Source organism: Salinisphaera orenii subsp. orenii MK-B5 (genome assembly GCF_003788635.1).
Taxonomy (GTDB): Bacteria; Pseudomonadota; Gammaproteobacteria; order Nevskiales; family Salinisphaeraceae; genus Salinisphaera; species Salinisphaera orenii.
Window position 1 is genome coordinate 20,292 of sequence record NZ_AYKH01000043.1, and the last position, 13,821, is coordinate 34,112.

The 13,821-nt window shown below is 64.9% G+C and carries 11 protein-coding genes and 1 pseudogene; 3 read left to right on the plus strand and 9 right to left on the minus strand.

The annotated features are described in order from the left end of the window. Positions 1-43: 43 nt before the first annotated feature. Together urtB and SAOR_RS15460 are read right to left on the minus strand one after the other, a co-directional pair. Positions 44-925, minus strand: coding sequence for an urea ABC transporter permease subunit UrtB (gene urtB / locus SAOR_RS15455; RefSeq protein ID WP_123632215.1), 882 nt, complete (start codon positions 923-925; stop codon positions 44-46). Positions 926-1,013: 88 nt separating this feature from the next. Beyond that, the gene (locus SAOR_RS15460; RefSeq protein WP_123632216.1) at positions 1,014-2,321 is read right to left on the minus strand and encodes a transporter substrate-binding domain-containing protein; all 1,308 of its coding nucleotides are present in this window, start codon (positions 2,319-2,321) and stop codon (positions 1,014-1,016) included. Positions 2,322-3,037: 716 nt separating this feature from the next. On the opposite strand from SAOR_RS15460, the pseudogene SAOR_RS15465 reads away from it, so the two are divergent. Continuing rightward, positions 3,038-3,409: pseudogene (locus SAOR_RS15465) on the plus strand (glutamate synthase-related protein); the annotation flags it as partial. A 40-nt stretch (positions 3,410-3,449) separates the two neighbouring features. Here SAOR_RS15465 and SAOR_RS15470 read toward each other — a convergent pair. Further along, positions 3,450-4,322, minus strand: a complete 873-nt coding sequence (locus SAOR_RS15470; protein WP_185015724.1) for a DMT family transporter — start codon at positions 4,320-4,322, stop codon at positions 3,450-3,452. Positions 4,323-4,477: 155 nt separating this feature from the next. Between SAOR_RS15470 and SAOR_RS15475 the strand changes: the two genes are divergently transcribed. After that, positions 4,478-5,365: a LysR family transcriptional regulator gene (locus SAOR_RS15475; RefSeq protein WP_123632219.1), complete on the plus strand. Its 888-nt coding sequence runs from the start codon at positions 4,478-4,480 to the stop codon at positions 5,363-5,365. Here the strand turns inward: SAOR_RS15475 and SAOR_RS15480 are convergent. The 6 genes from SAOR_RS15480 to SAOR_RS15505 all read right to left on the minus strand — a co-directional run bounded on the left by SAOR_RS15480 (position 5,355) and on the right by SAOR_RS15505 (position 12,290). Next, positions 5,355-7,709: a trimethylamine N-oxide demethylase gene (locus tag SAOR_RS15480; RefSeq protein ID WP_123632220.1), complete on the minus strand. Its 2,355-nt coding sequence runs from the start codon at positions 7,707-7,709 to the stop codon at positions 5,355-5,357. The genes SAOR_RS15475 and SAOR_RS15480 overlap by 11 nt on opposite strands. A gap of 51 nt (positions 7,710-7,760) precedes the next feature. After that, positions 7,761-9,128 (minus strand): NAD(P)-binding domain-containing protein, encoded by a 1,368-nt coding sequence (locus SAOR_RS15485; protein ID WP_123632221.1) that lies wholly within the window; start codon positions 9,126-9,128, stop codon positions 7,761-7,763. A 45-nt stretch (positions 9,129-9,173) separates the two neighbouring features. Further along, on the minus strand, positions 9,174-10,238 hold the full coding sequence (locus SAOR_RS15490; protein ID WP_123632222.1) for a heme-dependent oxidative N-demethylase family protein: 1,065 nt from the start codon (positions 10,236-10,238) through the stop codon (positions 9,174-9,176). A gap of 58 nt (positions 10,239-10,296) precedes the next feature. Beyond that, a complete protein-coding gene (locus SAOR_RS15495; RefSeq protein ID WP_123632223.1) occupies positions 10,297-11,253 on the minus strand; it encodes a PDR/VanB family oxidoreductase in 957 nt (318 codons plus the stop codon). Next, positions 11,250-11,861, minus strand: a complete 612-nt coding sequence (locus SAOR_RS15500) for a dimethylamine monooxygenase subunit DmmA family protein (RefSeq protein WP_123632224.1) — start codon at positions 11,859-11,861, stop codon at positions 11,250-11,252. Before SAOR_RS15500 ends, SAOR_RS15495 begins: the two co-directional genes overlap by 4 nt. A 75-nt stretch (positions 11,862-11,936) precedes the next feature. Beyond that, positions 11,937-12,290, minus strand: a complete 354-nt coding sequence (locus SAOR_RS15505; RefSeq protein ID WP_221180030.1) for a cupin domain-containing protein — start codon at positions 12,288-12,290, stop codon at positions 11,937-11,939. A 467-nt stretch (positions 12,291-12,757) separates the two neighbouring features. On the opposite strand from SAOR_RS15505, the gene SAOR_RS15510 reads away from it, so the two are divergent. Further along, complete coding sequence (locus tag SAOR_RS15510) at positions 12,758-13,411, plus strand: helix-turn-helix domain-containing protein (RefSeq protein WP_245965507.1); 654 nt, start codon at positions 12,758-12,760, stop codon at positions 13,409-13,411. Positions 13,412-13,821: the final 410 nt, after the last annotated feature.

Sequence of the window (13,821 nt, forward strand, 5' to 3'; positions counted from 1 at the left end):
TTCCGCGTTTGCTTATTGATGCGACTGCTCTGTTCGGAGGCCATTACCGACGAACAGCTGTATTCGCGAAAAGCCCGTTGGGCCGAAAGCGGAGCACGATGACGATCAGAACGAAAAGCAAGAACTGCGCAAACGTGCTGTTGAAGAAGTATGAAAAAAACGACTTAAACTCTCCCATCATCGCGCTGGCTGCAATACTGCCCACTAGCGGCCCCCCGCCCGTTACCACAACCAGAAACGACTCAACCACATAGTTAGATCCCATCGTGGGTAGAACGATGGCCAACGCTGAAAACAAGCACCCTGCAACACCGGCCAAACCAGCGCCGAGCGCGAAGGTACACATATAAATACGTTCCGAATTGACCCCAAAGGACGCTGCCATCTCACGATTCTGCGTGACGGCGCGAATCTTGATACCAAAGTAAGTGCGGTAGAACAGATACCAGATCCCTACTATGAGAACGACAGTCATGAGTACGATCAGTATTCGAAGGCTGGACATGTTCATGATGCCCAGCGAAACATTGCCGGACAGGAACTCCGGCACCTGAACGTACTTGGGAGAGCTGCCGAAAATCATGCGAACGCCCTGGGTCAGCATCAAGGAAACGCCCCAGGTCGCCAGAAGCGTATCAAGCGGTCGGTGATATAGGTATCGGATCAAAACGCGCTCAAAAAACAAACCAATGAGCGCCACCACCACGAACGAGATCGGCAAGCATAAGAGAAACGGCGTACCGAGATAAGCTTGCGCACAATAGGCTGCATACGCACCAAGCATGATGAACTCGCCGTGCGCCATATTAATGACGCCTGCGGTCCCGTAAATAATGGTTAGCCCAAGCGCGGCGACGAGCCAGATACTTGCGATGCTCAGGCCGAGCACCAGCGACCCCATAAGTGGAGCCCACGAGTAATCCATAACGATCTCCCGCCCTTATGAAACCGCTCACGTTCCGGAGAGCCCAGGGCGTGAGCGGACAGTTGACGACATTTCGCCCTGGCGCTATCTAAATGACGTCCTTGCGAATACTGCCACTCGGCAATTTCAGGCCCTGCGCCGTGCAGGTCCCGGCGTCTGGATAGATCGAATAAGGAAGAGGCTCCACGTGAGAATCAGCTGTCTTGACGATCTTGAAGCTTCCATCTTCCTGGCACTGGCCAATCTTGGGCACGAGCCATGTATTGAAGTTGTTTTCGTCAACCCAGACTTCACCTTCTGGCGATACATCCGCACTCAGCCGCACGCCCGCCGCCGCATCACGAATTAATCTGGGCGTAACATTCTCCATGCCGTTCTCGTCAATCGCCTTCTCGATTGCCGCCTTGAACACATACGCCGAGTTATAGGTTTCTTCCATGTTGTAGTGGGTAACACCACTCTTGCCGTACTTGCTCCCTAGAAAGCCGTCCACGAATTTCTTGTTTGTCGGATTATCCAGCGCTTGGAAATAAGGGGCCGACAAGAAGTGACCAGCCCCATATTCGATACCCATGGCGCGAGTTTCGATCTCACCGGTTGTCAGCGAGGCGATTGGCATATCTTCGGCGTTGAAACCGGCCTGCTTGAACTGCCGATGGAACGCAATATCCGAAGCGCCCACGACAGTCGAGAAGATGAAGTCCGGCTTGGCCCTACGAATCTTGTTCAGAACGGATCCGAACTCCGAGCTGCCTAGCGGAACGTACTCCTCGCCCAGCAACTCGCCGCCAGCATCATCGAGCCAGATTCTAGCGTTCTTATTCGATTCCTTCGGCCAGACATAGTTGGAACCAACAAAGAAAACGCGTTTGCCGAAGTTCTCTACCATGTAGGGAATCAATTCTTGGGAGTGCTGATTCGCCAGCGGCCCTGTACATACGATGTTCTGCGAGCATTCCTTGCCTTCGTAGCAGGTCGGATAGAACAGCAGGTTGTCGCGGCTCATAACTGTTGGCATGACCGCTTTTCGGCTAGCCGACGTGTAACAGCCAAAAACCGAGATCACTCGATCCCGCAGTATCAACTCGCGCATCTTCTGCGCATAGACATTCATATCCGATTTAGCGTCAACGATGATAGGCTCGATCGGAGATCCGTTGATGCCCCCGGCCTCGTTGATCTCGTCAATGGCATACTGCATCACCAATGCCGAGTCTTCCTCGGGCACGGCGAGGCCACCCGTTAACGAAAATAGAATACCGACCTTAATTGGCTCCCCCTTTGCTAATGTAGCGGCGCGAGCGCGTGATGCACTTAAAAGAAGGCCGGGCGCCAAACTCGCAGCCCCAGCAGCCATCGAAAAGTTCTTAACAAAAGACCGTCTCGTATATTTCATCATTCCCTCGATATTTGGAACTATCAAAAGCAGCTGTGCGACGAATTTGCAGCGCCACCGAGTGTTTCGTGCTCGGCAACTTTGTTTCCTAATGGGAATGCAACTCGCTTGCCATTGTTCACCCCAACCCCGCTTCTTATTTTTATTAGTTAGTTATGTCTCGGAAAATGAAGTATTTTTTTTTGATCGCTCGACGTAGGAGATTAAAAATCGACCACCCCGCGGCAAGGGCAGTAGAAGTGGCGCACCAAGAGGGCGCCCCACTCTTTGCTCGACGCACGCGTATAGAGCACTACTGATAATTCCGCTCCGCCCGCAAGAGACTGGTGGTTGCAGTCGGAGCTTGAGGCGATACTGATCCGCCGTAGATCTCGGAGAAATAAGGGCCGTACTGAATGAGTAGGATCAGGACCCGATGCGAAGCCCGAACACCGAAAAACCGTCCTGTTTTCGTATTCGTGATACAACCGATTTCGTACCGCCCTGTCCTCGGCTTCGCCGAATTCCACCATTGGTTGATGGAATTCAAATCGCGGCAGGCGACACGCTGAAGGTCAGTTAGTCGCACACGTGCCACCGGCATTGCTCCCGCGCCATTGATCCAGATTGGGCTGCTGCAGGTGCTACATTCGATCCGCTCCGAGCGCCAGCTATCGAACAACTACGCCATGAGCATTCAGTTTCGGTCGCTCATTGGGTTGTCGCTGAACTACGAGCTATCGATCGGCACCGCGGCGATGATCGCGCTCGGCTGCAACCATCCGCGCTGGGAAAGCCAGTATCACGAGATCGGCTCGGCGGCCGGTTTCTACGACGACTACCACGAGGGCCGCGACCCGGCCGGCATCTCCACCCAGGACCCGGAACTGTCGCAGCGCCTGGATCCGGAACGCGGCGGCCGCCGCCTGGCGAACTACCTGCGGGTCATGACCATCGAAGCCCAGACCATCGCCCGCGCCTGCGGCAAGTCGCATATCCAGAATCTCGAGCCGGAGGATCTGGTCGCGCTCGATATCGAATCCGCGGCCATGGCCTGGGTGCCGCTGGCAGGCACGGACTGGATCCCGGGGCGCAGCCGGCCGTTGTGAGCGACCGCGCCCGGCGGCCGCGACCGCCGGGCGACGCCGATCACGAGCGCGGCCGCAGGCGCGGCGCCCTTTGGCCCGTGTTCCCGCGCATCGCGGTGACACAGGCCAGGGCGACCACGCCGCAGCCCAGCGCCAGCCGCAGGGTGGGCTCGACGTGGTCGGTCAGCACCAGGATCGCGGCGGCCACGCCGGGCACGGCATACGGCAACACCGGCACCACCCGCGGGTTGCCGTGCTGGAGCACGTGCGCCCACGCCATGAACGCCAGACCGTAGGGCCCGACACCGAGCGCCGCGGCCGCGGCCAGCGCGGCGGGCGACAGGGGCCAGACGAGCCCCTGCGTCGCCGCCTGCAGCAACAGCGCGACGACCGCGGCCAAGGCGAAGAAGGCCGGATAGGCTGACCCGACCGGCCGCGCATAGACCTGGACGAACAGCGAGTAGCCCGCCCAGCACAGACCGGCCCCCAGGGCAGCGACACAGCCGAGCCCGACCCGGCCGGCCAGCGACGCGCCCCCACCCTGCAGAATCGCCACGCCGGCCAGGCCCAGCAGCAGCGCCAGGATCGAGACGAACGACGGCGGCCGACGCCGATAGAGATCGCCGGCCAGCGCCAGCAGCAGCGGCCAGGTATAGGCGATCACCACAACCTGCGGCGCGGGCGCCAGGCTGAGCGCAGCGAAATACAGCGTCAGCGCCCCCAGCATGCCGCCGACGATCACCAGCCACGCCTGCGGCGGATGCGCTCGCAGGGCGCTGCGGAGCGAATCCGAGCCGGGCAGCAGCCGACTGCTCACCGCGGCGCAGCCCATGGCCATGGCCGTGAGCTGCAGCGCCGGCACCTCGCCGGCCAGCGCGCGCAGCCAAGGCAGCATGCCCCAGAGCACGACGACGAAGATCGCCAGTGCCGTCACGCGTAATTCCGGACGCCGCAGGGCGGCAGTGTATCGATCCATCATCGGCGGCCTCGCTCGGGCTTCGGTGTGTCGTTTCGCCGCTAATGTGAACCGCCGCTTCGCATGTTTAAAATGAATCCTGTTGAGATATGCATCAATTCTGGTGATAATCCATGAGACCCCCGGTACTCGACCTGCGCGCCCTGCAGAGCCTCGTCGCCATCCTCGACACCGCCAGCTTCACCCGCGCCGCGGAGCAGCTGAACTACAGCCAGTCGGCGATCAGCATGCAGATCAAGCGGTTGGAGGCGGAGCTAGGCACGCGGCTGATCGAGCGGGGCTCGGTGTTGCGACCGACCCGCCAGGGCCGTCAGGCGCTCGGTCATGCCAGGGAAATGCTGCGCCTGAACAGCGAACTGCGGCAGCGCGTGGCCGAAAGCGAGGTCGCCGGCCGCGTGCGTCTGGGCATGCCGGCCGACTTTGCGTTCTACCTGCCCGACACGCTTACCGTGTTCGCCGAACGCTATCCGCAGGTGGAGACCGAGGTCCGCACGGAGCTCAGCGACGCCCTCGTGCGTTCGGTCGCCGCGGGCGAGATCGATCTGGCGATCGTGACCCGCCAGGCGCATTCGCCCGGCGGCACGCGTCTGCGCCGCGAACCGCTCAAATGGGTCGGCGCCCCCGGCTCGGCGGCGCATCGACAGGAGCCGCTGCCGCTGGCGCTCTATCCGGAGAACACCTGCGAATTCCGCCAGGCCGCGACGCGGCGCCTGGACGCCATCGGCCGTGCCTGGCGGCCGGCCTATGTCAGTCAGGCGTTCGCCGCCCTGCACTCACCGGTGAGCGCCGGGCTGGCGGTCACCGTGGCCACGCCGAGCATGCTCGGCGCCCACCTGGAGATACTCGACGAGGACGCGACCGGCCTGCCGCCCCTGCCGGAGGTCGACATCGCCATGCACCGGCGACCCGGGCGGCTGGGCTACGCCGCGCGCCAGCTCGCCGATCTGCTCGTCGAACGGCTGCGGACCACCGGCGAGCCCGGCGCGAGCGTCACGCCTTGAGCCGCCTGCGCTCCGGGTCGTAGTGCGGCATCGCCACCACGGTGGCGGTCAACCGTTTCTGCTGGCCGTCGAGCTTGCCCACTTCCACGCGGGTGTCGGGCCCGGCGTGCTCGGCGGCGACCCGGGCCAGGGCGATGCTGCGGGCGAGCGTCGGCGAGCGCGTGCCGCTGGTGACGACGCCGATCTGCTGGCGGCCGATGTAGACGCCGTCGCCGTGGGCGGCGGCCTCCTCGCCGTCCAGCGTGAGGCCGACCAGCCGCTGCCGCGGTCGATCGCGACGCGCCTCCAGCGCGGCCCGGCCGATGAAGTCCTCGGCGTTCTTCTTCAGCGCCACGGCGAAGCCGATGCCGGCCTCGTAGGGATCGGTCCGGTCGCAGAATTCGTGGCCCGCGGCGATCAGTCCGGCCTCGATACGCAGCATGTCGAGTGCTTCCATGCCCATGGGTCTCAGCCCGTGCGGCGCGCCGGCGGCCCGGATGGCCTGCCAGATCTCGTCGGCGTCGTCGGGATGACAGAACACCTCGTAGCCGAGCTCGCCGGTATAACCGGTGCGGGAGACGATCATCGGCCGGCCGCGTTCGTGGCCGAGCCGGGCGATGGCAAACCGGAACAGGCCGAGCTCGTCCATGTCGGCCTGATCGGGGCGCGTCCAGACGATCTCGCGCAGGATGTCGCGCGCGGCCGGCCCCTGCACCGAGACGTTGTGCAGCTGCGCGCGCGAGCTCTTGATGCGCACCTCGAAGCCGCCGACCTCGGCCTGTTCGCGCAGCCACTCGCCGCAGTATTCGATCCCGCAGATCCAGCGGAAGTTGTTGTCGGCCAACCGGAAGAGCGTGCCGTCGTCGATCATGCCGCCGTCGGGCCAGCACATCGCCGAATAGGCGACCTGGCGGACGCCCACGCGCCGCACGTTGCGGGTGAGCGTGTGCTGCAGCAGCGCTTCGGCGTCCGGGCCCATGACCTCGAACTTGCACAGCGCGGACAGGTCGATGATCGCCGCTTTCTCGCGACAGGCCCAGTATTCGGCGATCGCGCCGTGCTGCGGGTAGCTGTTCGGCAGCCAGTAGCCCTCGTGCTCGACGTAGTCGCGGGTGAGCTGCGAGGTCTGGCCGTGAAAACCGGTCTGTTTCGTCATCCGGGCCTCCGCGTCGGGCCGTGGCCGGTAGGCGATGGAACGCCGCGCCTCGAGGTCGGCGTCGTAGACGCGCACGTGGATATCGGTCGGGTTCCAGCCGTTGGCCGGGTCGATGTCGTCCGGACAGGCCGAGGAGACACACACCAGATCGGTGAGCGCGCGCAGCAGCACGTAGTCGCCGGGCCGGGACCAGGGCTCGTCGAGCATGAGCTGATGCGCATCGTCGAACTCGGTGTTGTAGAAGAAGTTCATCGACATCCAGCCGCGGCGGGCGGTGACGCCGTAGGCGTCGAGCTGGCCGTTGAAGTTGTCGGAGCAGTTGGCGTGACCGAAGTAGCCGGCTTCCTCGTAGTAGGCCGGGTTGCAGGCCAGCGCGAAGGCGTCGTGGCGCGCGCAGGTGTCCTGCACGATCTCGACCAGCGGCTGGAAGTCGACGTCGTAGTATTTCGCCGCCAGCCCCGGCTGCGGCGAGCTGCGCGCCATGAGCGACCGCGTGGTGGTCACATCCAGACAGCGCTCGATGCCGCGATCCAGATGCGCGGTGGAAAACGCCTGGAAGTCGGTGCACTGGCGCCCGGCCACGTCGATGATCTGGATCCACTGCCCCGCGCGCACCGGATAGGCCTGCGCGGTCGCGCGCGCCACCCGGAAATCCTGATCCGGATCGGCCAGCGGCGCGGGCAGTTCCGGCGTCTCGCGCTCGGCGCGGGCGGGGTCGGCGCGCTCGACGTAGACGACGAGATCCGTCGGCGGCATGCCGCCGGCGACCGGCATGGGCTCGCCGGCGGCGGCGACCACGCAGAGCCCGTCGCCGCTGGCGGTCAGTTCGGCGACGCTGCCGGCACGGCTGCCCTCGGCGAACAGCGGGATCGCGCGCGCGCCTTCGACGGCCAGTTCGTAGGGCGCGAGCCGCTCGCGCAGGCGCGAACCGCGCCGGGGTTCGGCCAGCATCGTCTGCAGACCGTGGGCGGGCTGTCCGGCGCGCGCGCCGAACAGGCCCGGGTCGCCGCGACCGTCGACGAAGCCCACCACCTCCGCGACCTGGCCACCCTCGACGTCGACCACACGCAGGGTGTCGCCGCCGCGAATCCGAAACACGGCCAGGCTGCCGCCATCGACCGGGTAACGCTCGCTGCCGCGCGCCAGCGCGGGCTCGCCCGGGCGGCGGACGCCGCGTGACGCCGGCGCGGTGTTCGGTACGACGATCATGCCGCTCCCCTGCCCGCAATCCGCCTGGTGGCGCGCTCGAGCGGCATCACGTCAGCCCGTGCGGCTGGCCGGCGCGCGTTCGCCGACATAGGTGGCCATGGAGTCGTCGAGCGCGACCCACCAGTCGGTGTGATGCGCGGGCGAGGCCGTGCCGGTGCACGGCGAGGTGAAGCCGGCGCGGTCGCGGTAGGTGAGGATGTTCGCGTCCTTGTGGTGCTCCCACGCCTTGAAGATATCGCGGGTGAGATCGATATCAAACGCCGGGTAATCGGTCATCGACGCCAGATCCGCGATGTGGTCGGCCTGGAAATCGATGTCGTCGAAGGCGCCGTCGAGGCGTTCCTCGCGCTGCTGCCAGAGCGCGATGTCGGTCGCGCGTTCGCTGCGATCCGGCAGGGCGAGACGGCCGAGCACGTAGTCGCGGGCGACCCAGGCCTCGGTGTCGAACATGGTGAAGGTGTAGTACTGGTCCTGCATGCCCAGATACATGAGGTCCGGGTCCTCCAGCCAGAACACGCCCTTGTAGAGATCGGCCGGGTAGAGCCGGTTGGCGGTGCGCAGCTTCAGCGTATCCGCCATGAAGGGGAACTGGTGCTGATAGCCGGTGCAGAGCACGATGGCGTCGATCTCGCGCGTGCTGCCGTCGACGAAGTGCGCGGTCTTGCCGTCCATGCCTTTCAGCAGCGGCACCTCTTCCATGCCCTCGGGCCAGTCGAAGCCCATCGCCGCGGTCCGATAGCTGATCGTGACCGGGCCGGAGCCGTACTTGCGACACTGCAGGGCGATGTCCTCGGCGGAATAGCTGCTGCCCACCACGAGCAGGCGCTGGTTCTCGAACTCGACCGCGTCGCGGAAATCGTGCGAGTGCAGAATACGGCCCGGAAACCGGTCGAAGCCCGGAAATTCCGGCACGTTGGGCACCGAGAAATGACCGATGGCGACGATGACGTGGTCGAACGTCTCGGTCGTCTTCTCGCGCGTGGTCAGGTCCTCGACCGTAATCGAGAAACCCTTGCCGTCGGCGCTACGTTCGACCCAGCGCACGGCAGTCGAAAAACGGATGTGGCGACGCACATCGCGCTTTTCCGCACGGCCGAAGATGTAGTCCGCCAGCACCTCGCGCGGCGGGAACGACGGGATCGGCCCGCCGAAATGTTCCTCGAAGGGATAGTCGGCGAACTCCAGCGCCTCCTTCGGCCCGTTCGACCAGAGATAGCGGTACATGCTGCCGTGCACCGGCTCGCCGTGCTCGTCGAGGCCGGTCCGCCAGCTGTAGTTCCAAAGCCCACCCCAGTCGTCCTGCTTCTCGAAACAGACGAGCTCCGGGACGTCGGCGCCCGCTTCCCGGGCCTGTTCGAAGGCGTTGAGCTGCGCCAGGCCGCAGGGGCCGGCGCCGATGATGGCGACACGTTGGGTCATGGTCTTTCCTCGGATCGGTCGAAGACGAAATTCAGGGGCGAGACGCTAGTCGGGTGCGCCGCCGGGCGAGGTCGCGGCGCCGTCGTCGTACCGGGCGAGATAGTCGAGCACCGTCGGTCGAAAACCGATAAAGCCCTTGTAGTCGGCCAGGTCCTCGGGCAGATCGCGCAGCACGCGGTGAAGGCGCCGCGCCCATTTGGGGACGGTCGCCAACTCTTCCATGCTGATCAGATAACAGCGGATCGAGAACAGGATCGCGTTGCTGCGCGGCAGCCGCCAGAGCGACTGCAGCTCGACGCGCAGATGCGCGAGTTCGCCGACGTTGTCGGGCGTGATCGTGGCCCGATCGATGCCCCACTTGTCGTAGTTCTCCGGCGAGGTGTCCATGCGTGGATTGACCGTCATGGTCCAGTTCAGCCGCCGCACGGGACTGCCCACCTTGAGCGTGAGCAGATACTTCAGCGCGCGCTCGAACACGCCCATCTCGTGGGCGCGCGGCACCGGGCCGTGCCATTCGTAGAAGTTCATGCCCAGATCGAAGTCCAGCGACCAGTCGGCCTGGCAAGTGACCATGCCGCCGTCCATGTAGAGCATGTCGTTACGCTGGCCGTGCAGGGTGAAGTCCCCCTGCACCTGGCGGGTGATGTACTCGAAGGGTTCCAGCGGCAGCGTGTCCGCGTCCTTGAAGGTGAAGGTGTCGCGGATGTCCAGCAGGCGGTTCTCCCAGGTCCAGGTATCACCGTCGCAGGTCAGGCTGAAGTGCTCGGGATAGTCCGCGGCCAGCGAGGTCATCATCAGCTCGAGCGTGTCCCACTGCGCTTCCATCATGTAGGGCAGCACCTGGCAGCGCTTCGGATCCTCTTCGAGCACGGTGCGCCGCTCGGCCATCTCCGATAGATAGTGCTCGTCGATATCGAAGGCCGGCGCGTAGGCACTGCCGGGCGGCGTGCCGTCATGCGGCTCGATATTGACCGAGTACATGTAGTCGTCGCGGTGGAACGGAAACGGAAAGCGCCGGATCGCCTCGGGGCTGTTGCTGTAGGTGAAGTCGCCCCGGAAGGTCTCGACCGGTTTGACTCTCGGCGCTGCAACGGTGGCTTGTTCGCTCATGTTCATGACTCCCGCAAGTCGGCTCGCGTTGGATGGAAAGGCGTGGACGCGAATCGCGCTAGAGATCGAGCACCACGCGCTCGGAGGCCGCCCGCGAGACGCAGATCATCATCCGCGAGTGCTCGCGCTTGACCTCCTCGGAGAGATAGTCGTCGTGGTGCTCGATCTCGCCGGCGATCACGGCGGTCTCGCATTCGCCGCAGACGCCGCCACGACACGAACAGTCCGGCGCGTAGCCGTTGTCCTCGAGCACGTCGAGCACGGTGTCGTCGGGCCCGATCTCGAGCTCGTCGCCGCTCTTGTCGAGCACGACCGTGAACGGCTTGCCCGAGGGCGGCGCGGCGAACTCCTCCGCGTGGATATGGCTTTCCGGCCAGCCGAGACGCCGCGCCCGGGTCACGACGGTGTCGATCAGGCCCTCCGGGCCGCAGACATAGACGTGGGTGCCCAGCGGCTGATCGGCGAGGATGCGTCCCGGTTCGACGTAGTGGCCCTGCGAGCTTTCGTAGAAATGCGCGCGCTCACCGTGTTCCGCGGTCAGCCGATCCAGAAACGCGGTGTCGTCGGCACGCCGGTAAGCGTAGTGCAGCGCGTAGTCCGAGCCCTGTGCGCGCAGCTCGTAGAGCTGGGAGAGAAACGGCGTGATGCCGATGCCGCCGGCGATCAGGATATGCCGGCGCCCGAGCTCGTTCACCGCGAACAGGTTCGCCGGCGGCGAGACGGCCAGCTCATCGCCCACGCGCACGTTGCCGTGCAGAAACTTCGAACCGCCGCGGCCGTCGTCCTCCCGGCGCACCGAGATTTGGTAGAAGCGCCGCTCGTAGGGCGAACTCATCAACGAGTACGGGTTGCGATGGTTCTTGTCGCGCCCCTGCATCGTCACAACCACGTGGCTGCCACCCGAGAACGCCGGTAGCAGGCCACCGTCCAGCGGCTCGAGCGTGAACGTCTTGATGAAGGGCGAGACCGTCTCGATGGCCGCCACCCGCACCGGAATAGGCCCGGCTGCACTCATGGATAGACCTCCTCGATCGCCGGCACCTCGCCCGGCGCCTCGGCGTCGACGCAGACCGACTGGTAGACGCCCAGCCGGCGCGAGAAGTGGTCGCGCACGAACACGTGCAGGCCGCAACCCGGGCAGACGTAGACGTTCGTGGTCACGGCGGGATCGACGGCCTTGCAGTGCACACACTGCACCGGGCGCGCCAGCGTGCCGCAGCGCTCGCGCTGGACCTCGTCGTCGTCGACGCCGGTCTCGCGTGCCACGTTGACGCAGGCCCAGACGAAGGCCTCGCTGCCGGCGACATAGAGGCGCGTGCCCATCACGGCCTGAGTCAGCACCCGGCGCAACGCGGACTCCAGCCCGCGCCGGTCCGGGGCGACGACCGTATCGACGCCGGATGCATGCGACCGGAGCCGCGCGGACAGATCGGCCTCCGCGCTCGGCAGATACAGCACGTCCAACGGGCCACAGGCCGCATCGGCGTCACGACCGTGTCGCGCGGCCTGATCGAGCACGCGGAGCAGCGCGTCGCCGCCCGGGCCCTCGGCCAGCAGCACGTGCCGCGTGGCGTTGCCGTCGAATTCGAGCTCGCGATATTCCGGTTTGCTCTTGATGCCCATGCCGGCGATCCTCCTTACGCAAACAGCCAAACGTCGCCGGCCGAACCGTCACGCAGACGGCTCGGCGCGGCCGCCTCAGCCCTCGCCTTCCCGGCGCTGGCCGCAGAAGAAACCGATGCCGTAGCTCTCGGTCTCGAAGGTGATCTGGCTGCCCTTGGGGAAATAGAAGACGTCGCCGGGGCTGGCGGCCGCGGTATTGCCCTCGCCGTCGGTGATCTTGAATTCGCCGGCGAAGATGCATTTCATCTCGTCGTAGGTGTAGTCGTAGACCAGCGGCTTGTCCGACTTCTCGAGCTTGAAGAAGCCGCTGACGATGGTCTTGTCGGGATCGTTCGACACCGCCACGTCGTCGAGCCAGGCATTGCAGCCTTCGACCCCCATGCTCGGGAAATCGCCTTCGACGGCTTTCGGGTAGTGCTTCATCGCCATGGATACGCTCCTGCCTTTGTTTCCTTGAATGAATCTTTGTTTCTCATTGGGAATGCAAGAGCCTTGCCAAACGATCCCAGCCCAGCGACATCGATCACCGCTCGGCTGAAAAACGCGCCATACGACTGTCTTCACGACGATTTTCGGCCGGCTGCCGCGGTCGTCAGCGCCCATCCGGACGACCGCCTGGCCCCACGGCGCCGTGTCCTGGTGTGAGCGGTTTGCCCGCTGCACGAAAACAATGCCCCGCCGATGCACAGCCGCCGGGCAGCGCGGTCGATCGCATGGCGCGCAGGCGCGATACGCAGCAGACCGAGCGCGACGAGGGCCGTGCACCGGAACGCAACCACCGATGGCCGCGGCGTCGTTGACGCCTTATGCTGGTCGCAGCGCGCACAGCAATCGACGCTTACCCGTCGCACTGGCCGTGACGCAGCGGGCCCACCCCACACAGGATTGTCTGACCGGTGACAGAACAAGACCCGAGCGCCGACAGCGACTACGTGCCGCGCACACTGGCCACCCGCTTCACCGACAGCGATCGCGACCGGGCACTGGAGCGCTACATCGGCACCGTCCTGCGTCAGCAGCGCGTGGAGCGCGACCTGACCATCGCCGACGTGGCCGGACTCGCCGGGCTGAGCCGCGGCATGGTCAGCAAGATCGAGAACGGCCAGGTCGCCACCAGTCTCGACTCGCTCGCCCGCCTGACCGAAGCGCTCGGCATCACCTTCTCGCAGCTGTTCCGCGACTACGACTCCCCCGAAGGCGGCGCGCAGCTGGTCAAGGCGGGAGACGGGCTGGAGGTCGTGCGTCGCGGCACCCGCAAGGGCCACACCTACCACCTGCTCGCCTACAACCGCGGCCACCAGCGCAACTTCGAACCGTTTCTCATCTCCATGGATGACGAGAGCGAGGCCTTTCCGACCTTCCAGCACGAGGGCATGCAGTTCATCCACATGCTCACCGGCGAGATCGAATACCGCCACGGCAAGCACGTCTACACGCTGGAAGCCGGCGACTCGTTCACCTTCGACGCCCGCGTCCCGCACGGCCCGGAACGCCTCGTGACCGTGCCGCTGCGTTTTCTGGCCATCACCGTGTTCGACGACGGCGATTGACCGCGAAGGCGCGTGACGGCTGTCCCGAGACAGCCCGACGAACGGCACGCAGGACGCCGGCTGAGGTAATCCAGAGACCCGACATTCGATATCGGGGCATCGATGGCGCCCTGCGAGGTATCGGCTCAAGGCCGCTGTGGGGATGACACGAGCGCGATCCGTTCGGCACACGGCCGCTGAGCACGTGTCGTGCGTTCAGCGTCGCCACCAGGACCGAGGCTTGAATACGGGCTGGCCGACGCTGCCGAGACGCCTCGCACGGCAGCGACACGCTCCGGGCGCGGCGACGGTTCGGCTTCGCTGAACGAAGCCATCGAACCGAACTCAGGGCTCTGTCGCAGGTTCGAAACGTATCGATGAACCACACAAAAAAAACCAGCTCGCGGCCGGTGTTTTTGTGTGGTGCGCCC